This is a genomic window from Litorivita pollutaquae, assembly GCF_003205515.1.
In the GTDB taxonomy this organism is placed as follows: Bacteria; Pseudomonadota; Alphaproteobacteria; order Rhodobacterales; family Rhodobacteraceae; genus Litorivita; species Litorivita pollutaquae.
The window spans coordinates 57,929-80,980 of sequence record NZ_KZ826490.1 but is presented as its reverse complement, the minus strand read 5'-3'; the positions used below and the strand labels follow the sequence as shown (position 1 = coordinate 80,980).

22 protein-coding genes are annotated in these 23,052 nt (G+C 59.6%); 13 read left to right on the top strand and 9 right to left on the bottom strand.

Going from position 1 to position 23,052, the window contains the following annotated elements; genetic code table 11:
- The first annotated feature begins 2 nt into the window (after positions 1-2).
- Both DI396_RS14450 and DI396_RS14445 read left to right on the top strand, forming a co-directional pair.
- Positions 3-308, top strand: coding sequence for a hypothetical protein (locus tag DI396_RS14450; RefSeq protein ID WP_110796919.1), 306 nt, complete (start codon positions 3-5; stop codon positions 306-308).
- A gap of 124 nt (positions 309-432) precedes the next feature.
- On the top strand, positions 433-1,155 hold the full coding sequence (locus tag DI396_RS14445; RefSeq protein ID WP_110796917.1) for a DUF736 family protein: 723 nt from the start codon (positions 433-435) through the stop codon (positions 1,153-1,155).
- A gap of 118 nt (positions 1,156-1,273) precedes the next feature.
- Here DI396_RS14445 and qatD read toward each other — a convergent pair whose 3' ends face one another.
- From qatD to DI396_RS14415, 6 genes are all read right to left on the bottom strand, one after another.
- Entirely contained in the window at positions 1,274-2,020 is a 747-nt protein-coding gene (gene qatD, locus DI396_RS14440; protein ID WP_110796916.1) for a Qat anti-phage system TatD family nuclease QatD, read from the bottom strand.
- Positions 2,013-3,353, bottom strand: coding sequence for a Qat anti-phage system QueC-like protein QatC (qatC, locus tag DI396_RS14435; protein WP_110796915.1), 1,341 nt, complete (start codon positions 3,351-3,353; stop codon positions 2,013-2,015). The genes qatD and qatC overlap by 8 nt, the downstream gene beginning before the upstream one ends.
- The gene (qatB, locus tag DI396_RS14430) at positions 3,350-4,222 is read right to left on the bottom strand and encodes a Qat anti-phage system associated protein QatB (protein ID WP_162617238.1); all 873 of its coding nucleotides are present in this window, start codon (positions 4,220-4,222) and stop codon (positions 3,350-3,352) included. The genes qatC and qatB overlap by 4 nt, the downstream gene beginning before the upstream one ends.
- Entirely contained in the window at positions 4,222-6,150 is a 1,929-nt protein-coding gene (gene qatA / locus DI396_RS14425; RefSeq protein WP_162617237.1) for a Qat anti-phage system ATPase QatA, read from the bottom strand. Before qatA ends, qatB begins: the two co-directional genes overlap by 1 nt.
- A gap of 141 nt (positions 6,151-6,291) precedes the next feature.
- Positions 6,292-7,197, bottom strand: a complete 906-nt coding sequence (locus DI396_RS14420; RefSeq protein ID WP_110796952.1) for a restriction endonuclease — start codon at positions 7,195-7,197, stop codon at positions 6,292-6,294.
- Positions 7,194-8,393 (bottom strand): ATP-binding protein, encoded by a 1,200-nt coding sequence (locus tag DI396_RS14415; RefSeq protein WP_235851889.1) that lies wholly within the window; start codon positions 8,391-8,393, stop codon positions 7,194-7,196. Before DI396_RS14415 ends, DI396_RS14420 begins: the two co-directional genes overlap by 4 nt.
- A gap of 822 nt (positions 8,394-9,215) precedes the next feature.
- Between DI396_RS14415 and DI396_RS14405 the strand changes: the two genes are divergently transcribed.
- The 6 genes from DI396_RS14405 to DI396_RS14380 all read left to right on the top strand — a co-directional run bounded on the left by DI396_RS14405 (position 9,216) and on the right by DI396_RS14380 (position 17,492).
- On the top strand, positions 9,216-10,145 hold the full coding sequence (locus tag DI396_RS14405; protein WP_110796907.1) for a DUF2493 domain-containing protein: 930 nt from the start codon (positions 9,216-9,218) through the stop codon (positions 10,143-10,145).
- 153 nt (positions 10,146-10,298) lie between these two features.
- Entirely contained in the window at positions 10,299-11,453 is a 1,155-nt protein-coding gene (locus DI396_RS16955; RefSeq protein WP_110796906.1) for an SH3 domain-containing protein, read from the top strand.
- A gap of 358 nt (positions 11,454-11,811) precedes the next feature.
- The gene (locus DI396_RS14395) at positions 11,812-12,018 is read left to right on the top strand and encodes a hypothetical protein (RefSeq protein ID WP_007120662.1); all 207 of its coding nucleotides are present in this window, start codon (positions 11,812-11,814) and stop codon (positions 12,016-12,018) included.
- Positions 12,019-12,569: 551 nt separating this feature from the next.
- Entirely contained in the window at positions 12,570-13,163 is a 594-nt protein-coding gene (locus DI396_RS14390; protein WP_043754095.1) for a helix-turn-helix domain-containing protein, read from the top strand.
- Entirely contained in the window at positions 13,150-15,483 is a 2,334-nt protein-coding gene (locus DI396_RS14385) for a relaxase/mobilization nuclease domain-containing protein (RefSeq protein WP_110796904.1), read from the top strand. Before DI396_RS14390 ends, DI396_RS14385 begins: the two co-directional genes overlap by 14 nt.
- 8 nt (positions 15,484-15,491) lie before the next feature.
- Positions 15,492-17,492, top strand: a complete 2,001-nt coding sequence (locus tag DI396_RS14380; RefSeq protein ID WP_110796903.1) for a type IV secretory system conjugative DNA transfer family protein — start codon at positions 15,492-15,494, stop codon at positions 17,490-17,492.
- A 172-nt stretch (positions 17,493-17,664) separates the two neighbouring features.
- On the opposite strand, the gene DI396_RS14375 is transcribed toward DI396_RS14380, so the two are convergent.
- The 3 genes from DI396_RS14375 to DI396_RS14365 form a co-directional block, all read right to left on the bottom strand.
- Entirely contained in the window at positions 17,665-18,603 is a 939-nt protein-coding gene (locus DI396_RS14375; protein ID WP_035253420.1) for a cation diffusion facilitator family transporter, read from the bottom strand.
- Positions 18,593-19,354: a transglutaminase-like domain-containing protein gene (locus DI396_RS14370; RefSeq protein ID WP_110796901.1), complete on the bottom strand. Its 762-nt coding sequence runs from the start codon at positions 19,352-19,354 to the stop codon at positions 18,593-18,595. The genes DI396_RS14375 and DI396_RS14370 overlap by 11 nt, the downstream gene beginning before the upstream one ends.
- Positions 19,355-19,445: 91 nt before the next feature.
- Complete coding sequence (locus DI396_RS14365) at positions 19,446-19,874, bottom strand: MerR family transcriptional regulator (RefSeq protein ID WP_035253418.1); 429 nt, start codon at positions 19,872-19,874, stop codon at positions 19,446-19,448.
- 206 nt (positions 19,875-20,080) lie between these two features.
- Between DI396_RS14365 and DI396_RS14360 the strand changes: the two genes are divergently transcribed.
- The 5 genes from DI396_RS14360 to DI396_RS14340 are packed head-to-tail and all read left to right on the top strand — an operon-like array spanning position 20,081 to position 22,847.
- Positions 20,081-20,644, top strand: a complete 564-nt coding sequence (locus tag DI396_RS14360; RefSeq protein WP_046212147.1) for an SCO family protein — start codon at positions 20,081-20,083, stop codon at positions 20,642-20,644.
- A gap of 5 nt (positions 20,645-20,649) precedes the next feature.
- On the top strand, positions 20,650-21,072 hold the full coding sequence (locus tag DI396_RS14355) for a disulfide bond formation protein B (RefSeq protein ID WP_035253416.1): 423 nt from the start codon (positions 20,650-20,652) through the stop codon (positions 21,070-21,072).
- Positions 21,069-21,728, top strand: a complete 660-nt coding sequence (locus DI396_RS14350) for a DsbA family protein (RefSeq protein WP_035253415.1) — start codon at positions 21,069-21,071, stop codon at positions 21,726-21,728. The genes DI396_RS14355 and DI396_RS14350 overlap by 4 nt, the downstream gene beginning before the upstream one ends.
- A gap of 46 nt (positions 21,729-21,774) precedes the next feature.
- Positions 21,775-22,215, top strand: a complete 441-nt coding sequence (locus DI396_RS14345) for a copper chaperone PCu(A)C (RefSeq protein WP_035253414.1) — start codon at positions 21,775-21,777, stop codon at positions 22,213-22,215.
- On the top strand, positions 22,215-22,847 hold the full coding sequence (locus DI396_RS14340; RefSeq protein WP_035253406.1) for an SCO family protein: 633 nt from the start codon (positions 22,215-22,217) through the stop codon (positions 22,845-22,847). The genes DI396_RS14345 and DI396_RS14340 overlap by 1 nt, the downstream gene beginning before the upstream one ends.
- The last annotated feature ends 205 nt before the right edge of the window (positions 22,848-23,052 follow it).

Below are 23,052 nucleotides of genomic sequence, written 5' to 3'. Positions count from 1 at the left end.
TCATGACACTCGAAGAGATCAAAGCCGCCATCGATGCAGGCCAAACCTTGCATTGGGCCAACACCGGCTACCGCGTGCACAAGGACGGCCTCGGCCAATACCTGATTACGTTTGAGCCGAACGGTAGCACCATAGGGCTGACCGACCGGAGCGGGCTGCGGCTGAACGGGGATGAGGCAGAGTTCTTCATCGCGAAATCGGAGGAGGGCGACGAGAAGAGCCAAGACAGCCATCTGAGACCAGACGGGCAGGGGAGGGGCGTCGTACCCGGCGGGGAGGTGGCACAATCTCTCAGGCGCCAGCGCTGAACTGAAGGTTGGGGAGAAAGGAAAGCGAGCTTTCTGGTTTGTGATCCCAGGAGGGGTCGAAAAAGAAATCCCGGATGCTCTGGCAAGGACGTCAGGCACCGGCAAATCCAAAAGGAACCATCCCATGTTCGCAGGAACCCTGACCCGCAACACCGAAACCGCCCAATATTCAGGCATGATCCACAGCAGCCGTTTCGACATTGCCATCCAGCTCGAGAACCGTCCGAAGATGTCCGAGCGCAGCCCGGATTACGACGTGACCGCGGTCAACAAGTCGGGCCGCAAGGTCCGCATCGGCACGGCCTGGAACGAGACCGGCAATACCAGCGGCAACCCCTACATCTCGATCCAGATTGATATCGGTCTCGGCCCGTTCCGCGTCAACGCCGTGCAGACGATAGAAGCGCGTGCAGCCAAGAGCGGCGAGTTCGAGATCATCCCGATGGTCTCCAACGGCTTCATGAAATCCGGCTCGATCTCGGGCGAGCTGACCGCGATGGACGCCGACAACGCCTTCGCCGGCTACATCGCCAATATGATGTTCGATCTCGATTTCATGTTGATCGAGAACGACTACAAGTCCGAGGACACCCATCCCGATTACCGGGTCGAGGTCAGCTCGCCCCGCGGTAAGCCGATCCGCGTCGGGTCTGCCTGGATGGCCAAGAGCAGCCGCACGGGCAATGACTACCTGTCGCTGTTGATCAACACGCCCGATGGCGACCTGCGCGTCAACGCCGTGCAGAACGAGGAGCAGCGCGGCGGCAAGACCTTCTCGATCATCCCGTTCATCGACGGTGGTGAGCAGCCGCAGGATGCAGGCGCGGGGCTGTCGCTGGTCGCCTGACTACAGCAAGAGGCCTGAACAACCGAGCAGCAAGGGGAGCCGTGGTTACACGGTTCCCCTTTTTCTTCGTCGGTATGTTTGTGGGCAACCCGACACATGACCGGCGTGAGATGTGTGCTTATTTCGCCAACAGTTCCGTGGCCGTCCGCCTAATTCTGGCCTCGACCGCTGAAACTTCCAAGTTATGTTCTTTGGCAATCAACCGAATGGCCCCGTGCACGTCGCCTGGAGCCTTATCAGACTGAAACGGGGCATCCGTTTCGGTGAGAAGTTGTTCTATAGGGATCGTTTCAAGCAAGTTGCGCCCCCGTGGAGCCAGCAGCATCTGTTCGTTGACCGAAAAACAGCAGCCTAGTTCTAAAGCGCGTCTGATCTCCGCCCCCGAAGCGTTGAACCAGTGCAGAACAGGAACACATGTGCGATGCGCCCCCGTTTTCTCGATGACATCAAGCACCTGTTTAGCGGTTCGAACACTGTGAATGCTGATTACCTTATCGCCGAGCCTTGCGCAGAGCGCCATCACGCGTTCGAACACCAATTTCTGGCGTTCGAATGAAGGATAGAACCGGCGACCTGCATCCAGGCCGACCTCGCCGATATACCTGGTCGAGGGAGCGAGTTCTTCGAACAGAGATAGCTCCGATGCGCGTTGCGCGACAAGCTGCGGGTGCATTCCAAGGGCTGCATGCACAAAGCGCCTGGTACGGGCCATCTCGGCGTTTCGGGCAAAAGCCTTGGGTGTAGTCGTCACTGCCAGGGTTAGGCACCGTGCGGCCTCGCAACGCGCATACTCCGCCGCCATATTCTGACAGAGGTCGAGATGGCAATGAAAGTCGACGGGGCCGGACCAGTCCGCGTCAGACATGTTTTGTCCTCACGCCCTTGAGTATCTCTGACACTTCATCCATGCCTCGGCGATACACGTCGACATATGCGTCCAGATCATCGCGGTCGAGGGGTCCTGGCTTTTGCACGAGGAACCTTGCCCGACCGGGATTTTGCCGCAAATTCTCTGCGGCAAACATGAAGGATCGGATATTTTTGCCATCGGCAGATTTTGAGTCCAATGTGCTGGCCTTAAGGTCATCCAGAAAGTACTGTGTCGTATCGGGTCCATCGAGGCCCGCCGCAAGGGAGGCACGACGGATCAAGCAGGGGACGCAGCGTCCGCAATGCTGGGGCGGCGCGCTTTCGAAACGGACCTGTGCAGGATGGGAACAGGACATCGAGGTCGGGGCAAGTTCGGCCAGAAGGTCACGATCAAGGCACTCCCTGGCCATCTCACCCTTAGTCTTGAAGCGATAGGGGTTTTCCAGCGACACGTTGATGCCCAAGACTTTGACGAGATCTGACATCGAGCGGATGAAATGCGGATGGGCCGTCCGCGTGCTAAGCGACCCGAGCCTATGGGCGTCCATGGGAACGTTGAGCGCGATCAACCCATTTTCGGGGATGAGCACCTTGTCTGTGGAAGCGACGGCGTCGGCCGCAACCACTGCGAGACTGTAGAAGAGGAAGGAGCGCGCCCTCTGATTGTTGTCGCTCCCGGCTTCCGGGAAATCCTTCTTTCGGAAGCCGATATAAGCCCGGACGGATTCGAATGCGTCCTCGTGTCGGTCTTTCAATACCTCGAGCAACTGCCTCTGCGCGCTCGACGCCTCGCCGTCCCAGTAATGGCTGACCAGGAGTGGCCGCTGCCCCGAGGCAAGGAGATCGATCGCACCGATGAGACTGTCCAATCCGCCCGAGAACAGGCTCACTTGCGTGAAGTCTGTGAAGTCCATCTCTTCGGGTTGCTTCGTGAAGGACTGGAATTCGTCCGGCCGGTGACGGAACGTGAAACTCCAATGATCGCCGGTCAAGAATTGCAGCATTCGGGACAGATGGTCGTGCTGGTGTCGCCAGAGCTCGGGCTCTGCCACGGGAACGCTGAGATCGATCATGCGCGTCCATCCGTCATCGGCGTACCGTTCCCGCGAGACGCCGGTGTCGGCGGCGTACACCGCGGTAGCCATGATCATGAGGTCGACCGCGGCCTCGCTCGGTCTCGCGCCCAGCTTGAAGAGCCGGTCCAGCAGCTGACCCAGTCCCCTGTCGAGATCCCCAAAATTGTCGATCATATCGATGATTATATCAGCCGCACCCTCAGCAGATGTCACGTCACCGCGCCCCAAACGGACAAAGATATTTCGTCTCATTGCATGGTCTCCAGGACGGCTCCGAGCATGTCGAAGGTGTCTGCATAGACCTCGGAAATGCTTCTGTCGATTTCGGGTTGTGTCGGTTGGGATTCGACATCGAACCGGTTACCAAGCGCGTCCCTGACCCGTCCCTGCGTAAAATCGCGTGTGATCCGCTCGGCCTCCCGGAAGTCGGCGTCGGATGCGGATCCGTGCAACGCGTTCGTACCGATCTCGTTCAGGACCTTGGTAACCACGCTCCGGGTGATCACATCACACAAGAATTCATCGAGTTGATCGGGTGAAAGCTCATCGAATGCGCCTGGATCATCTTCCGCGACCTCTGCGATCGCTTCGAGCATCGCGTCACGGGCGATCGATTCATCGATCGTCCCACCATCGGGACAGATTACCTCCGCGACGGCCTCAAGGACCTCCGCGGCTGGCCGACCCGCAAGGCCTTGAAGATCAAATCGGGCGAGCGCCGCCTCGGCACCTTCGTTCGCGACGGCGCTTGCGAGCCCGGCGACACCGGATGCGACCCTGGTAGAGTGCGGCATTCGCCGTGCGGCCCCGGCTCCGCCTCCCGCAGCGCTGACGTAACCTTTCAACGCCCGTCCGAGCGACTTGCTCCCGCCACCGTTCGTGAATCGGGTGAACTGGCCGCGAGGATAGGTGAATGCGCCGCCGGGAGGGGCCAAGGCGGGCGGCGTCTGCACTGCACCCTTCTCTCCGCCCTCGTCCGGGGTCGGTTTTTCGGTGTCAGAACCATCGCTTCCGTCGTGATCGGATCCCTCTTCACCACCGCCCATGCCCGGATCGACGCCGTCGACCCAGTCCGGAACGAGGCCGGACGCGGGTCCACCGTACGAGCTCGAAGTTCCCATTATCCTGTCCCCTTCCCACGGCCACTTCGTCCACCACCCGCAGCGAGCTGGAGCGGTTTGTTCTCATCAAGTTTGGCCCAGCCCTCTTTGAGTTTGGCAAACTCTCGTTTGGCTTCCGCTCCGGTGAAGATCTTGTCCCAGCCCGTGGCTGCCCATGGCCCTAATTGACCACTTGGCAGGTCCGCGAGAAGGCGAACCGTAGGGGTCTGGAGATTGGCGGATATTTTGCAAAGCTCCGCAAGGCCTTCGATGCCACCAGGCCGCTTCTTCAGATCTGTTGCGGCCCTGATCCTTGCGGCCACCACGTCAAAGATCTGCTCGATCTCTCCGGGCGTGAGCTTTGCGATTTCTACTGCCGCTGCGCGCGCGCCTAGGGTGCTGCCGCAAAGCTTCTCGATCCAGTCCTCTTTCAGAGCGAGATTGGTGCCTGCAGTGAATAGCGCCTTGCGATCTCGGGACACGAACAAATACGGACGCAGATCCTCGTCCGCGAGCGCGGGGGCTACCAAAGCCCATCGTCTGACCCATTCGCTCGCAAGAAGGTCGTCCTCCGGAAGTCTCTCCGTTTGACCCCGGCCCTTGGCGGTGGCCGGTTTCTTGGATTTTTCGGGCTCTTCATCATCTTTGCGCAACGCCTCCTCGAGTGTCGCAACGGTTATGGAGGAGCCGCTGACAGCGGCCTCGACCTCGAGGCGTTCGAAGAAATCGGCCTTGAAACGTTCGGCGAGCATCAGCTTGGCGAGGACCGCGGGGTTCACATCGTCACCGATCCCGCGCGCATCCGCGATGGCGAGACGGAGATTGAGCGTGTTCAAAAATCTCTTGATCTGCCTCGGGTTGCCTTGAGCGCCTTCAGCGAGCGGCAGCGCGAGTTGATCGGCGAGAATGAGCGCATTCTCCAGCTCCGCCGAGACCGCACCGAGACGCTCTTCGATCACACCGCGGCTCAGCCCGTTCCCGTCCCAGGGACGTCTGAGTGCTTCGCGACCTAAGTTGAGCAATGTGTCGAAGGGGGCCGAACCGGTGTCGAGCGAGCTACCGGCGACGAGAAGCGTGAGATAGATCTTGGTCTCGACGTATCCCAGTGGCGGTAGTCGGAACGGCACCTGAATGAGCTTTTCGAGGTAGTTCCGGGCATAGGTCGACGGGCCCGACGATAGTGGCAAGTCCGGGAAATGGGACCTGACGGCGTATTCGATCATTCCCTCGTCGGCGGCGATGACAAAGGCCGCGCCGGGCACGAACAGGAAGAGCCGTATCGCCTCAAGTGTCTCGATCGCCGTGGCGGGAAGGCATCTGTCCAGATCGTCAACAACAACGACGAGGCGATCTATGTCCGCGGCCGCGAGCAGTTCCTCGAATTCCACCCTGAAGGCATGAATATGGGCAGGCAAGGTTTCGGCTTCAGGGTCGTTAAGACAATCTGTGACATTCTTGACGTACCCTGTCATATCGCCAACCGTCAGATCTTCGCCACCGGCCAAGAGCTTCTTCCCCTGTTCCATGAGCCCGCCGAGCATGTCCGGGGATGGGATGCCGGTAAGTCCGGTCAGGGCGAGGCCACCCGCCTTGGACGCGACTTTCATAAGATCGACGCGCTTAAGCAGTTTTTTGGATGCGTCTTTCAGCTTGGTGGTGAAGGCCCGATCCCGCAGCAATTGCTCTACGATCGTTTCGATGATGACGGTCTTTGCGTCTTCGAGGCCTTGGAACAGCCAGCCGTTGAACCGGACGACGGATGTGCGATCGTCCTCTGAAAACGCGTCCTCCAGCATGAGCAACACGCTCGATTTTCCAGCACCCCAGTCCCCATGGACGCCGACCGTGAGAGGTTCGTTCCCAGAGTCTCTGATCACCTTCGCGACCGTCGCGGAGACGGCTTCCGAGTAGATCATGTCGATGGCGGTCTCGTTATCTGGAATAATCATGAAAGTCATTTCTGTAGGATTTCGAGGTTTCAATAATTGTCGATTGCGCGCAGCTTTGCCGCCTCGTCGCTGGCCGAGTGATTAGTTGTAAACCGGCAGGCTTGCCCGATCTATTGGTCTTCTTTCCTCGTTCGGTTCTCGTCATAACAAGTCTCGAACCGGAACAAATGCTTGGTTGGTTTCAGCGGCGCGTCGCAGCTTTTCGTCAAGCACGTCGATCAATGAGAGACGGTTGTGAACGACCTGATGCAGATCCAACCCATCAGCACAGATTATATTTGTGCGTCTACCCGTCCTGAAAGCCTTGAGGCCGTCTTCGGAGAAGCCCGAATTACTGATGAAAAGCCCGCGCGCCCAAGTCGCCTTGCCTGAGACCTTTCCCGAAAAGGTTAGCAGATCGGATTGTCCCGTGCGACCAGCCTGCCATTTGGCTTCCACGAGGTATGTTTCGCCGTGCAACTTGAAGCTTCCGTCAATCTGTTCGCCTGTCAGTTTGAAAGGCGCTCGCGGCGTCAGACCATACGCGGCGAAAAGTTCGGTTAGAAAGCGCTCATATTCATAGCCGCGCCGCTGAGGCGGGTGTTCAAATAGGCCGATCAGGCGCGCCGATAGCGTGTGCGCTAACTCGTCCGAAAGCGTGGCCTTCTTTGGTTCCGGAGTCGCCTCCGGCTCGGTTTGGGCTCCCGCCAGTGATTCAAGAAACGTGGGATCGTTTAGCTCGAGCACCTTTATCGACAGACGCAAAAGGAGCGCGTTCAAACCATCTACTTCCGCGCGGGTTAGCGGCTCGCCTTTACCTCTGCGCCAAGTCATCGATTGCCGGACGATCGCCAACATCAACGCGCTGAGCTTGTGTCGCCGTTGACTGAGGGTTGACGACAACATTTGAACAATGGCCGGACGCTTGCTCGCTCCGGTCCACAAGTCCTCGCATTGGACTTGTGCCGCTGCCAATGGGAATGCGGTCCGTGAGTTTCCGCTCCCAGGCAAGAAGTTGTAGAGAAGGTCCGCGAGATCCTCGACGCATTGTTCCTCGACGAGATTCATGAGCGACCCCACAGGCATGAGAGCGGAGCAGCGAACATGTTTTCGCCGAACGGTACGACCCGGTCATGGTCGTAAAGTATCATGCCTTGGACGAATTTCTTGCCGCAGGCGTCCGCTAGTTTTCGCATTCCCGAAAAATCACTTGCCGAAACGGTGGCGGACGACTTCACCTCGATCCCGACGACCTCACCTCGTCGGTTCTCCAATACGATGTCGACCTCGTTCTTGTCCTTGTCTCGGAAATGCGAGAATGTGCACCGCTGTTCGCTCCACGTCGCGATCTTCCGCAACTCGCCGAACACGAACGTCTCCAGGATCGCGCCAAAGCTCGTTTTGTCTTTTCGGACTACATCTGGCGAAATATCCCGCATTGCTGCCAAGAGGCCCGCATCGAAAAAATGGAGCTTGGGCGACTTGGTCAGGCGTTTTAGACGGTTCGTGAACCAGGGCTGCAGGGTGTGAACGAGATAGAGGCTCTCGAAAACACTCACATACTTTTGTGTGGTGACATGATTGAGGTCGATGCTGGCACCGATGCCAGTATAATTGACCAGCTGTCCTGAGTGCTCGGCAAGCACCGACATCAGTTTCGGCATGATGGCAAGTTGTTCGATCTGGGCCACGTCTCGGACGTCGCGCTGGACGATCGCATCAAGATACCCGTGATACCAATCCTGCTTCCGCGCCCATCGCACTCGACCGAGCGCTTCTGGATACCCTCCGGAGAGGACGTTTTCAACGAGGTCGTCACCGACAATCATGTGGTCAGCCGTCGGCATCTCCCGCGCAAAGGCCCGATCAATGAACCCCGATTTCGTCCCAAGGATTTCTGCTTGCGAGAGTGGCAACAATCGAACGACCTCCATTCGGCCGGCAAGGGAATCCGCCACTTTGGGAATGGTCATGAGATTGGCCGAACCTGTTAGGAGGAACCTCCCCGGTGTCTTGTCGTCATCGACCAAGTTTTTAATGGCGAGTAGAAGGTCGGGTGCGCGTTGGATTTCATCGATTACTGCGCGGTCCAATCCGCGGACGAAACCGACCGGATCATCGATCGCCGACCGCAATACGTTGGCATCGTCCAGTGTCAGAAAGGGTGTCTTGTCCGACGCGATTTCGGTTGCAAGTGTCGTTTTGCCGGATTGACGCGGCCCCGAGATGAGGACCACGCGGGTGTCGGACAGCGCCTCTTCCACTCTAGCCTTGGCAAATCTTGGGTACATCGCCGCGCGACTCCTTTTGACCGATTGAAAGTACGTCTCCGACCAATTGAAAGTCAACTGCCGACCAATTGAAAGTTGAAGCCCGACTGAATGAAAGCACACAACCTCAGCTCGCAAGCCTAACGTGCTGGCGACAATCCTGCCTTCTTTGGCAACGCTGTTCGCCGGTTCTGCGAGATTTCGAGTACATCACCTCCGTCGTGCTGTGCGATCTCGAGTAGGAAGCGGGAGCACCTGATTCTCTGCTTAGCAACCAGCCTCACGGCCTCCCCTGCTCGGCTTCGCGTGTCGCAGGTGAGAACGGCCCTGCGGTCCGTCGCGCATTCGGCCATTCGGCCTCACCGCGGCGTAGCGCTTGGCATCCCGGTTTGCCCGTCTCGCGAGCACGTCGCTCCCCGGCCGCTCCGCCGGATTGCGCTCTGGTCTGTTTTGCTGGGCAAAACGATCCCGCCGCTCCATCCGTCTTCCGCGTCCGCTCGCGCCGTTTGCCTGCTCGTGTCGGGCAAACCTACCGTCAAAACACACACACATGAGCGCGGAAGCATATCCTCCGGATGGCCCCCAAATCAGCCCGCCTCAAGGATCGCAAAACTTTTCGGCGAAGGCCGGGCCTGTGACGCGGGGCGGTCCCGTGGGTGAGGGCGCGCATGTGTCGTGTGTTGCGCACGGAAAACTTTTGCGCCCGGCAAGCCGGCGGCTGCGCCGTCCCTGACCCGGGCAGATTCGGAAACCAGGCATTCGGCCATGCCACCACACTCACGTGGTGGTCGAACAACCGAAATCTGGAGAACAGACATGGCATACGATCAAGCGAACACCTACGAAACCATCGAGCTTTTCGGACTGACCGAGAAGGACGCACAGCTGCCGATCCCGGAAGATCACATCCTGACCGACCGCATCATCCGCGAGAGCTTCGAGGCATTGCTCGGTCCGCTGCGCGGGACCGGCCTTGAGGCAGAAATCGAACCGCTGGCCCATGGGCTCGCCACGATCCTGCAGCGGCGCAAGGTGGCGCTCGGCAAGGAGGTCGACCGCACCGCCGACAAGATCGGCGCACTGGCAAAATCCCACGATGGATCGGAGATCGCCGAGACCGCGCTCGAAGAGGCGCAGGCCCGCTTCCTGCAACTGCGCGAGATCGTCAGCGCCATCGAGGTGATGAGCGAGGCGGCGGCGGAATGCTACGAGATCGAGACGGGTCACGCCTTCATCCCGGCAGTTGGGTCGCGCGCAAGCGTCCGGGCGCAAGAGACCGGGGCGGTCTTCGAGGCGCGGCAGCTCCTCGAGCAGCACGACCGCGAGACTGCCGAGAAGTCGAAAGTCGAGGGGGTTCCCCTGATTGTCTCGGGCGCCACCGACTGGACCGATGTCGATGTGATCTTCAACACGCTCGACAAGGTTCGCGAACGGATCAGGCAGAACCGCAATCAGGAGATCTTCCTCTGCCACAAGGGTGGCAAGCACGGGGCCGAGATGATCGCGGCCCGGTGGGCCCGGGCGCGCGGGGTCGCGCAGGCGCGGTTCGATCCGCGCTGGTCCGCGCATGGGCGGGCGGCACCGTTCAAGTGCAATGACGAGATGCTGGACGACAAGTTTGCAGCGACGGGGGTTGTTCTCTTCGGCGGCAATGGCGTGGCGCTGAACCTCGGACAGAAGGCCGAGGCAAAAGGGCTGACGGTAATGCGGGTCACTGATCCGGCGAAGAAGACCGCGGAGATGTAATTGATAGGGTCGCCTAAGGGCGGCCCTTTCTTCGTTTCTCAGAGGTGCGCGAACCTCAGGGGTATCGCAGTGAACTCCAGCAATGGGCATCGAAAGTCTTGGTGATTGCAATCTGGCCAATCTGGTTTTTGGGAATGACTGGATGGTATCTCGATGCAATCACAGCTTAATATGGTCGTGCGGCAGAAGACATTTGTTGCGCAGCTCAACACCCGCCCAGGTTTTTCCTCGATGCCTTTTTCTCCGGAACGCACCAAAGAGATTCAATCGCGCATTGATGCGCGTTTGCGGTCTGGGCAGGCAAACGATTGGGAAGTGTCTTTTCTCACAAACATGGCTGAACGGTTTCAGCGGTATGGGACGGAGACGCGCCTGAGCAAAGCGCAGTATGCCAGCCTGCACAAAGTCCTGAAACTGGAAAGGGAAAAACCAGCCCAGACAAGGTCAGCCGCCGACGATGGCACTTCTCAACCAGCACCAAAGCGCAGCTCCAGAGCCGTACAGGCGAGACCCCGTCCGGTCTCCGTGACCCGCGCGATCAATGCACCTCGGCGTGCCGTGCGCAAGGCTCAACGCCAAATCATGGTGCCGTTGGTGATCGCTGTCGGATTCTTCGCATTGGTTGGATCATTGTTTGAATCATCGAACTCGCGATCCACACCCTACAGTCCGTCAGCGGTTCCCTCATCGCAAACTGCCGACGCCGCTTACGTCTATGTGACAGGGACGCGTGTCAATCAACGTGCTGGACCGTCTACTTCGAATGCCGTGATGGGTGTCTTGAGCGAGGGGGGCCGCGTTGAAAAGCTTCGAGAAGAAGGGCAGTGGACACAAATTCGATCCAACTTTGGTACGGGCTGGATGGCTACCCGTTTCCTGTCACTGGTCGCGCCGTCAACAGAGCGACCCGCCTCACAGGACCGGTCGCTTCGCGCCAGCGATGTGCGGATCATTGACGGTGATACGGTCGATGTTCGAGGCCTAACAGCGAACGTGCGTCTCGTCGGATTTAACGCGCCTGAGACATGGAAACCCGCCTGCACTGCAGAGCGTGAGGTTGGGGAGCGCGCGACTGCGCGTCTAGGTCAATTAGTGCGGGGCGCGACATCAATTGAATTTGAGCGCGTGGCCTGTTCCTGCCGGCCCGGGACAGAGGGTACGGATCAGTGCAATTTTGGGCGGTTCTGTGGCTCGTTGTTCGTTGACGGTCGGGACGTCGGCAGCACGCTCATTGCTGAAGGTCTGGCCGTGCCGTACCGATGTGGACGCACCAGCTGTCCCCCACGCCCTCAACCCTGGTGCCGATAGCATACGCGCCCAACCGACCCAGACGACGGACCTTCGCGCGCGGCAGAACGCTGACCCGCCGCATCGCGAGCGTGACGGATCGTTATCCAGATGCATTGGATCAGAACGAACCAGGCCATCTTCGGTCACGATCGACGGGTTCGATGGCGGCTTCAAAGTGGTGGCACAAATTCGGGTCACTCCTTTTTGCTCATTGATGCGGATCGCACGGGGTCGGCCCAATCGTGCCCTCCGCTTCGCTCCGGCAAGCACAAATACGGCTTCCACGGCGTAGCCACGGACCCTCCGCATTTGCGCTTGCGACCGGGCCTCTTGCCCCCGTGCCGGGTGATCCCCATCGCAACAAGGAGAGACCCAAATGACTAACCACTACGTCGCCACCGTCCCCGTCAAGTTCACCGACACCGATGGCCAGGAGCGCACCCGTTTTCAGCGCGTGGGCGCGATGTTCCGCAACACCCGCAACGGGGACGGCTCGGAGTTCTTTAGCCTCAAGCTCGACTTCCCGGTCGCGGTCTCGGAGCTGGTGATGTTCCCGCCGAGCGCGAAGGATCCGCAGGACTAAATCCTCTGACGAGGATGGGCCGCCATCAGGCGGCCCTGTCCCTGTTCCAGGGATGCCGTCACTGGCGCGGGTGATCGCCGACAGTGATCTCCCCTAAGTGCCGGTCGCTGCGCGTTCAACGGACGCACGCCTCCCAGAATGATCAGGCCGCGACAGACCGGCCAGCCAGCCTCAAGGGGGCCATCCACAAAAACCTATCGGCCAGGGCCTCCCGGTTTTTGCAGCAGAGATTTGGGGGCCCAAATCTGGCCCTCCTTGACCCTGCCTGTCCGCCCTGTCGGTGGGGTTTGCGCCCGCCCGCGGTTCCGTCCGAACACATGCGTGTTCGGCCAGAGCCTCGGGCGGTGCTGGAGAAGGGGCCTTTGAAGCTGGAGGCTGTGCTGGTGGTGAGGGCGGCAGAGCCGCGTCCCTGCGGGCCGCGGCGTGAAGCGGACACCAAGGCTGCCTGAGCCTGAATGCGACGTAAGTATACAATTGACTGTTTGGTATATTATCGTAAGGTGGGGGCAGCCTTGGTGGAAGTTGGCAGGAAATAGGGGGTCTTTCTTCGCATGTCTCGTTCAAAACGTCTCACAGATGCGAACCGCATGGAGATCGTTCGCGAGGCTGCGGAAGGTGTGTCGACATCCGTGTTGGCCGAGCGGTTTGGCGTGTCGCCGCGGGCGATCCAGTACACGCTCAAGGCCGATGCCGAGCGCCAGACGGATGCAGCCATCCCGGTCTCCGCGGTCAGTGTGAAGGTCACGGCTTCGGAGCTTGAGGCGCTCGACGCGGTGCTGGCGAAGGCCGGGATCGAGAGCCGGGCTGAGGGACTGCGGCGGCTCATTCAGGCGGCAGGCGGGGTGTTCGTTCCGGATGCGCAGATGGCGGCCGAGATGGCGCGATACAGGGCCTCTTTGCACGAGGTCGGCAATGGGGTCGCGCAGATCGCCAAACAGATGACGCAGGCCAACCGGATGGGGCAGGGGGCCGTGGGGGGCACGAGTGCCGAGTTCTCCGAATTGCGCCTCGCGCAGCTGCGCGGGCTGGCGCGGTTCATTCTGGATTCCGCTGACGAGATTGACCTGCTTCTGCGCCGCCGTCGAGACGCGATGCAGCTCGAGGCCACGGCCGCCTTGAGGGAGTTTGCGCATGCGGCTGAATGATGCTGTCGATGCCGTCACGGGCGAGGTCTTCCGGGATGGCTGGAGCCGGATCCGGGGCTCGATGCAGGGGCTGCACGTAGCCAAGCAGAGCCAGCTTGTGCGTGCGGCGGCGGGGCACCGGCCAGCGGTCTTCAAGGCGATCCGGGGCGGGGGAACGCACACCAAATCGCAGCTGATGAACCAGCTCGAGTATCTGACCACCAAGTCCACCCATATCGTGGACTCAAGCGGATTTCTGGATGGCAAGGCGAAGCTCGAAGCGAAGGACATCAAAGACCTCACCGAACGCTTTGCCAAGCGGTGGGACGCGGGCTTCAAGCCCAAGCTCGGCCAGACCACCCACATGCTCATGTCCTACCCAGTTGGCACGCGCGGTGAGGATGTCCGCGATATTTCCGAAAGCGTGGCGAAGAGGTTTTTCCAGACCGATGAGGGGCATTTCGATTACATCATTGCGGTGCATGAGGACCGCGATCACCCGCATGCGCATCTGGTTCTGAACCGCCGCTCGCAGGAAGGCGAGTTCTTTTTTCTGGGGCGGAACCATCGGTTCAACTATGACGACTTCCGCCTCGCCATGGTCGAGGAGGCAGAAAAGTATGGCGTGCGCCTGGAGGCCACGCGCCGGGTGGATCGTGGTGTCGTGCATTACCCCGCCCGGACCAGCGAGGTCTATGCGGCGAAAGACGAGGGTCGCGCGCCCCGCGAGCGCGCGCGCGTGGGGGCCGACCTGACGCGGACGCTGGCGGAGATCGCCAATACCAGAACTGTCTACCACTCGCTCGCCACGGAAGCTTCGCGAGAAGCCCGCGAGGATATCGCGGCGGCGCTATTTCGCGCGGGCGAGGTGCTGGCGCGCGGCGGGCAGGTGGACCGAACAGGAGATGTGTATATGGCCGAGGATCAAAGCTTCGAGGATCTGAGAAGCCTCTATGCGGAGAAGCTCGCGCGGGTGCAGGGCATGATCGCAGAGAAGTCCGATGCGGAACGTCCGGTGCTGGAAAAGCGCCTTATCGAGATCCAGACGCAGGTCCAGCACATGCAGCCGCTCGGATTGCGTTCGAGCACGTTGTCAGAGGCGCCCTCGGAGGGCGGGGTCTATTCCGAGGCAAACATCCAAGAGAGCCAGTTGGAGCGCCTCACAGAGCCGCGCCTGCGCTCTCGGATCGACGCAGCGCTACGGGGCGCCGGGATCAGCACATCGGAAGTGGTGGCGCGGATCGAGACCGGGGCCGCGAATGCCGCGCTGGAGCATCAATGGATCGCAGATGATCTCTCCAAGGTGGCTGAGGCGCGCGATCTGAACCTCGAGCGCCGCGCCGATCTGGAACAGGCGCGTGACATCCTGAATGACGTGCATGTGGAACTTGGCACGCTGTTGGAGCGCGAGAACGTGCTGCGCCGGGATGGCGTCATGGAAGCGGAACCGATCAGCGAGCGGTTCCATTATCACCGGGACGCGGTCCGGGCGATGGAAGGGACAATCCGTCAGCAGATGCGCGCAGAGGGCCTGACAGCGCAGCGGATCGAAGACCGGGACTGGGAGGTGGTCTCAAAGGCAGAGCGCCGGATTGAGACGGAGCAGCGTGCATATCTCGAGGCACACCCGGATCTGCTCGCACGCCCCGGCGATGTGATTGACCGGTCTGAGCCTTACAGGGAGACCATTACCGATGCGGCCCGCGCCAGCGAGATCACCCGCGAGGTCGACCGGATCATGGAGGGACGCGATATCCGCACGCCCGTTGCAGATGCTGTCACGGATGAATTCAGGGAGCGCTATCCGGACATGCCGTCCCACCTCGCCCGCGGGCTCGGCGCGACCTATGCCGCTGTCGTCGAGATACGGGACACGGAGGCCATCAATCAGGTCCGCCGCGAAAGCGAGTTGCGCGACGGACTTGGGGTTGGCACGCGCGACGACATCCTCGCGGCCCCCGGTGAAACGGCGCCGCAGTCTGACCGTGCCGACCGCCTTGCAGACGAGATTGCGCGTGTTCTGGACCATGAGCGGGCGGGGGAGTTGACCGCACCCTTCGAGACCGAAGCGGAACGGGATGCCTTCCGCAACGAGATCGCACGGGTGCTGGATGACCGCCAATTGGGCCGCCTCACATCCGGCGATGCTGATGCGCTGGAACAGGTTCTCGAGGACCGCCTCGACCGGCTCTATGTCGCCAAGGTCTACCTGCAATCCGATGCAGCGACGGCCAACACAGAGGCCTTGCGCCAGGTTGTCGATGAACTGGCCGACGCCGAATACGAAAAACACCGCGCGACAGACGTGGATGGCGAGACCGAGCGGGGACAGGTCCATTGAGCGCCGCCATGGGAAAAGCGCGGATCGCGACCGGCGTTTTGCTGGTAACGCTGGTGACCGGGGCCATGGGCTATACCATCGCCTCGGCAGTGCTCTCTTATCAGGACCTTGGCTTCGGGGCCGAGATCGACTTTGCCTATATAGCGCAGAACTATCTGGCGATCCGCGATCGCCGGCCGGAGGACGCGCAACTTATTCACCTGATCATCGGCAGCTTCGCGGCTGCCGGCCTGATGCTGAGCCTCGCCCTCTCGGGCTCCGCCCTCACCCGCTTTGGTCAGACCCATTGGCAGAGCGCGCGCGAGATGAAGGCCAACGGGTTCTTCGGGGCGCCAGGGACCGGGTTCATCCTCGGCAAACTGGGTACGCCGGGCTCCCGCGCCAATTACATTTGCTCCAAGGTCTTCCCGCATGCGCTGATCGTGGCGCCCACGGGCCGTGGCAAGACCACGGGCTTCGTCATCCCGAACCTGCTGACCTGGCAAGGCTCCGCCGTGACGCTCGATGTGAAGGGCGAGTGTTTCGAGGCCACGGCCCGGCACCGTGCAGCCCAAGGCGACAAGGTTTACCGCTTTGCCCCAACCGATTGGGAGGGCAAGCGCACGCATCGCTACAACCCGCTCCTGCGTATCTTCGAGCTGAAAGATCCCGCGCGCCAGCAGATGGAATTGCAGCTCTTGGCGACGCTCTTCCTGCAGAGCGACAACGACAGGGTGCAGGGCCTCCTCAAGGGCGGGATCGATCTCTTCGTGGCGGCGGGGCTTCTGGCCTTCCAACGCAAGCGCCCGACTCTGGGCGAGATCTACCGCATCGCGGCCTCGGGCGGAAACAAGCAGAAGGAGTATTTCGCACGGGGTCATGAGGTGGAGAACAGGGCCGCCAAGCTGATCTTCACGCGGCTTGCCTCAACCAACAACGACACGCTGACCTCCTACGTTTCGCTTTTGATGACCTCGGGGCTCGATCAATGGCAGAACCCAGCCATTGATGAAGCGACGGCGGTGTCGGACTTTGATTTCCGCACGATCCGCAAGAAGCCCTTCTCGGTCTATCTCGTTGTCCAGCCGTTGATGGTGAAGCCACTGGCGCCCCTGATCCGCCTCTTCTTCTCCGATCTTCTCTCCGCCATGCAGGAAAAGGACCCCGGGCCGGATGAGCCGTGGCCCGTGATGATCATGCTCGACGAGTTCAACCGTTTGGGGAAGATGCCCATCGTGGTCGAGAGCATCGAAACCCTGCGGACCTATCGCGGCCACCTGGCAGTGGTCACCCAGACCATCCCCGCCCTCGATGAAATCTATGGTGAGAACACCCGCCGTGCCCTGCAAGGCAACGCTGGTGTAAAGCTCTACTTGACGCCCTCCGACGAAAAAACCGTCGAGGAGCTGAGCAAGGCTGTCGGCAAGACCACGAAAACCGTGGTCACCCGCTCGCAGTCTATCGGCAAGAACCCCTTCGAGGGCCGCAGCCAGTCGACCCGAACGGAAGAAAGCTCGCTGCTCCCCGAAGATGAGGCGCGCCGCCTGCCGCTCGACGAGATCGTCATGGTGATCGATGCGCAAATGCCGGTCCGCGCAAAACGGATCCAGTATTTTGATGATCGGCTGTTCAAGGCGATCCACGCGGCTCAGACGGGCGAGTTGCCGTTTCCGCAGCCTGGGGGAGGGGGGCCGCAGGGCAATCTGCCGCCGAGTATGCGCGCCATGCCGATGACACCGCCACCGAACGGGTCAAGCGGACCCGGGGCCGACGCGGAGGGTGTACGCCAGGCTGCTGATGGCAAACCGTCAGGGAAAACTGATGTCGCTCCAAAGAAGACCGCGCCTGTCGTTCAAGCTGTGATCGCCGAGGAACAGCGACAGATGGAGATGGATTTTGAGGGCCTGGTCGCGGATGCCGAGACAGTGGGGGTGGATGATGACGCGCAGATGCGCTCTGCCGTTGATGGCTTGGACGATATGGAAGCGATGCTGCAGGAGGAGGGTGGCAAAAAGCCAATTCACCGGTAGGGCGGTGGGCATGGTCTGACGGTCATAGAGGGCGGGAAGCGGTCATTCACTGCACTTGGCGCCAAGGTCTGCTACGCGGACAAAGTGCCCTTTCGCTGCAGCAGCAACAAGGTCTGCTTCCACGTCGTCCTAGGTGCCGCCCCAAAGATATCAATCATGCATATCACCTAAGCTATTCGATCTGGTGCTTGTCATGTCCAAACAGCGGCGCCTCGACGTCACAAGCTTCATTACGCTCAAATTCCAGCGTGGAATGATCAATCCCAAACTCAGCGCCAATTTGCGTCTTTAGCTCTGCCTTGATCTGCTCCAACTGGCCCCATGCAACATCTTCGACGACGACATGCGCATCGAGCGCTGGAGCATTCTCTTCCATCTGCCACAAGTGCACATGGTGGACGTCGCTAACGCCCTCTGTTTGGCGCAAAACGGCCACCACGTCACCTCCATCAATGTCCGGCGGGCTGCCAAGCATCAGCGTCCGGATCGGGCCACCAATCTCAGCGAAGGCCAGGTACAGAATATAGAGCGCGATACCAATCGTGATCGCAGGATCAACCCAACGCATGTCATAGAGGATGATCAGCGTGCCACCGACAATCACAGCGACTGAAGCCAAAGCGTCGGAGAGGTTGTGGAGGAACAAGGCGCGGATGTTCTGGCTGCCCTTCTGCATGGAATAGGTCAACCCCGCCGTCAGGGCATCAACCACCAGTGCCAGTCCCGCGATGATGACGACTGTCCACCCTTTCACCTCAGGCGGCTCGATAAGGCGCATGCCGCCTTCATAGATCAGATAGAGCCCGATCACGATCAGCGTCGTGTAGTTGATCAAGGCCGCCACGGTCTCGATCCGGCCATAGCCGAAGGTCATTCGCTCATCAGCGGGCCGCCGCGCGATCTTGCGGGCCGCAAAGGCAATGACAAGCGCGGCCATGTCCGAGAAGTTATGCAGCGCATCCGCGATCAGGGCGAGAGACCCTGCGAAGATGCCGCCGACGATCTGCGCAACCGTCAGAAGACCGTTCGCCCAAATCGCAATTGCTACCCGGCGATCCCCGCTGGACGGGTCCAGATGGGCATGGCTGTGACCATGGTGATCATGCGGCACGGGTCTCTCCCTCATGCTGGTGCGCAATTGAGGCGTCGGGTTTCAGACGGCCTGCGCGGAAGGCCCGCACACGCGCATTCATCCAGTGCCGGATGATGTTCCGATAGAGCCATCCGCGCAAACGCCCGAATTTCTGCTCATGCTCTGCATAGAAAGCGTCGGGCGTGTCGAACGTTCCGAAATCCTGCACGATCCCGGTATCCTGGATATATGTGTCCTGCCCTGTCCACTCGACAGGCGGCGCGTTGAGGCAATCCGTCCCAGCACCGTAACCGCACAGACTCTCGCGGTCGGTAAACGACGATTGCAGAACCTTCAGGAACGCGCTGTCGAGAATGAAGCCTTCGAGATTGATCCACTTGCCGTCCAGTGCGACCTCGATCCACGAATGCAGGATCTCTTCCGGCGCAATCGGGTAGACCAGCTCCGGCACAACACCGCGCTGAAGGCCCTTGTGGATCGTGAACCCGTGGATTCTGCACTTTATGCCCACACCCCGAAGGAGCGCCATAAGGAGCGTGCCCTTCGTATTGCAATGACCATAGCCATCAGACAGCACCTCGGACGCTGGAATGTCGTCGGCGCGGTTGTAGCCGAAGGCGATCTCGTTGCGGATATAGTCATAGATCGCGCCAATCTTGTCGGTGTCGGACAGATCACGCCAACCCCTTGCAGCGATGAGCTCCGCTATGGGCGCCGCCCCAAAATCCAGGATCGGGGTTGCGGTCAATAAAGGGTCATTATGTGCCACGATGGGGCTCCTCGAATCTTTCGAGTACAGAGATAATTGCTACAGTCGCTGTAGGTTCAAGCAAAAACTTCGAATAGTTTTCTGTGCTCACTCACACCCCAATTTGATCGTGCTCGGTCAGACACTCCGAATGGTCTCTTAGCACTTCAAGGACGCGGCATTGCGATGCGTTGCCGCCACTACATTCCTTGACCATGCGTTTCAATTCCGCGCGCAACGCTTTCAAGCGCTCCATTCTCTGCTCAACGAGCTTCAATTGTCGGCGTGCGATCTCATCGGCTTCGTGACAGGGCCGGTCCGGCGCGTCGGACAAATCAAGCAACTCCCGGATCGCGTCGAGCGGAAATCCCAACTGTCTGCTGTGCCGGATGAATGCGAGGCGATCAAGTTCAGCGTCACCATAGCGACGTTGCCCGCCTTCAGTCCGACCAGGTTCCGGCATCAATCCAATCTGCTCATAGTAGCGGATCGTCTGAACCTTGGTGCCGGTCCTCTTCGCAAGAGTCCCAATTGTGAGCATGTCGAAACCCCGTTAATCCTCTAGTGAATGTAGATTTATCTCACTCATGGCGCAACCGCGGAAATCACGTTTTGGCGATCTCTGGCGCGCTCTTTAGAAAACCACTTGAACCTACAGTAGCTAGAGGATGTAAACCGGCTCAAAACCGAGAATCAAACGGGCGAAATAACGTGCGTCTTTCAGTTATTCAGAGACTATTGTGGGGTCTGGCAGGCACAGCGCTTCTTGCCTTTGCGGCATTCCAGTATTTCGAACCTTCGACCGATACCGACGCTAATGCCTCTAACCCTGCGTTTTACGCCGATTTCGAACTGACCGATCATCGTGGATTGGTGCAGACGGATGAGTACTTTGCCGGGCGGTGGATGCTTGTCTTTTTTGGCTTTGCCAACTGCCCAGATGTATGCCCAACGACGCTCGCCGAAGTTGCCGCCGTCATGGAAGACCTAGGAACAGATGCAGAGAAAATACAGCCTATCTTCATCTCGATTGATCCTGAACGCGACACACCCGCTGCGCTGGCCGAGTATGTGCCCTTGTTCAATGCAGGCATCATTGGGCTGACCGGCACGCCGGAGCAGATTGCTGAGACGTCCGAGACCTTTCCGATCTTCTATGAGCGGATCGAGGAGGCCTCAGCACCAAATGGCTACACAATGGGCCACACATCGCATCTATTCCTCTTCGATCCAAAGGCGCGCTTCACCGACTCTTGGGCTTATGGCACCTCTGCCGAAGAGATACTTACCGATCTAAGAGAGAGGCTCTGACCCAAATGAACCGATTATACGGAGAAACTGCCCTCGGGCTGGCTTGGGTGATCGCCCTCATCGCCTCGCTTGCTGTTCTGTTCATTGGCGAAGTGCTGGGGCAGACACCTTGTGTTCTTTGCTGGTTCCAGCGCGCCTTCATGTTTCCACTGGCGATAATTCTTGGGCTGGGACTATGGTGGCAAGATCCGCGTGTTGGTCGGTACGGTGTCGTACTCGCACTTGGTGGCGCAGCAGTGGCTGCTTGGCATATGGGGTTATATGTCGGGATCATACCTGAACGCGTCCAACCTTGTACTGCGACGGGGCCCTCTTGCACTGACGACAACCAGTTGGTGTTAGGCATCCCCATTCCGCTGATGGCCGTTGTTACATTTGCGCTTATTGGTGCGCTTTCAGTCCTATCTCTCAAGGAGAAAAAATCATGAACCGACGCGGGTTGATTATTTCCGTTCTCGCAATGGGTGCTGCCGGTTTTGGTGGGGCCGCGTGGTATGTAAACCAACCAAAACCGTCATCTGAACGTGCGGTTGTCGCGCCAGAGTTGGCGGACGCTTTGATGCGACCATATTCGCCTGTTTTGGGGCCCGCTGAAGCCCCCGTGACCATCGTTGAGTTCCTCGATCCAGCCTGCGAGGCCTGTCGCGCATTTCACCCCGTCGTAAAAGATATTTTGGACAAAAATCCCGAAGCCGTGCGTGTTGTCATACGATACACCCCGTTTCACGGACCGATTTCGGATATAGCCGTCAAGTTGCTAGAAGCGGCCCGGATGCAGGGCAAGTTCGAACAGGTGCTAAATGCTCTAATGGCTTATCAAGACGCGTGGGCGGCGCATGGGGCGTTTGATCAACAAAAGCTGGGAAAGATCGCGGCCGGAGCCGGGCTCGATCTCGAACTTGCGATAGAGCAGATGAAATCACCCGATATCGTGGCAATCGTCAATCAGGACAAAGCGGACGTAGAAACAATGGGCGTTCGCCAGACCCCAACGTTCTACATCAATGGCAAGCCGCTAGATCCGTTTGGAATGGACGAATTGAGACAACAGGTTGACGCCGAAGTAGCTGCAGTTGGCAGCTAGTGGTCAAAAAGGGAACCGCAAAGTGAAGACAGTACTCTATGGCCTGATGGCCGCAAGCATGTTCGCATCAAGCACAGCGACCCCGGTAGAAGCTGGTTCGGAAGACGTTGTCGTCGAAGATGCCTGGGCGCGCGCGTCAATCGGCGTAAACCGTCCGGGTGTCGCGTATATGACAATCCGCAATACAGGCGACGAGGCTGTGATACTTACTGGCCTCCGCACGGATTTGGCGATGATGCCTGATATTCACCAGACATCCACAAATGCCGATGGTGTTAGCTCAATGGCACCTGCAGGCGAGATCGAGATTGCGCCGGGTGAATCTGTGTCTCTGGAACCGGGTGGCCTTCACGCCATGCTGATGCGCTTGCAGCGACCGATGGCCAAGGGCGAAAGCTTTTCCTTGACGCTCGACTTCTCGGACGGTGGTGAGATCGTGGTCGAGGTTCCAATTCTAGGTATTGCAGCGCGCGGTCCCGAGAGCTAATGACCCGACGGTCGATCCTCAAGTATGCCTTCGCTGGCATCGCGGCGATCATCCTGACACTTGTTGTTGGGTGGTGGCAGGTCGATGGCCCCGGCGCGCCCGAACAAGCGGGGTTGCGCCCGGTTGCCCTATCTGAAATGGAATTCCGCCTGACAGATCACGAAGGTAACGAGGTTGGACCCGAAAACCTTATCGGCAGCCCGTCAATGGTCTTCTTCGGCTTCACCTATTGCCCGGACGTTTGTCCGACGACTCTGTCGGATATTTCCGGCTGGCTTGATGACCTGGGCGAAGAGGCGGAGGGAATGAACGTGGTGTTCATCACCGTCGATCCAGAGCGGGATACTGTCGAGGCAATGGCCGAGTATGTCGGCTATTTCCATCCGTCGATCCGCGGGTGGACTGGCCCGGAAGAGGAAATTGCGCGCGCAGCACAGGGCTTCCGCGCACGCTATGGGCGGGTGCCGACCGAAGGTGGCGACTACACCATGAACCACACTGCCAGCGTTTTCCTTTTCGACGCGAAAGGCCGGTTCAGCACCATGATCGACTATCACGAGCCGAGGGAATTCGCAGTGCCGAAAATCCGGCGTGCGCTCAATAGAGAAACTGGGGGGCAACATGAGAATTAGAACAATCGCGGCAGGTTTCGCATTCGTATCGGTGCTGTCGGTGGGCGGGTTGGCAATATCGGGCATCTGGTCGAAGGATCCGATCCCTCCCGGTCTGGCAGCTGCAACCACTTGGTCGCCACCTCAACTCCCGCTTCCCACTTCTATTGAAACGGAAACACCGCAGGTCGCACAAACACGTGTGGAGCCCGCAATACCACTCCAG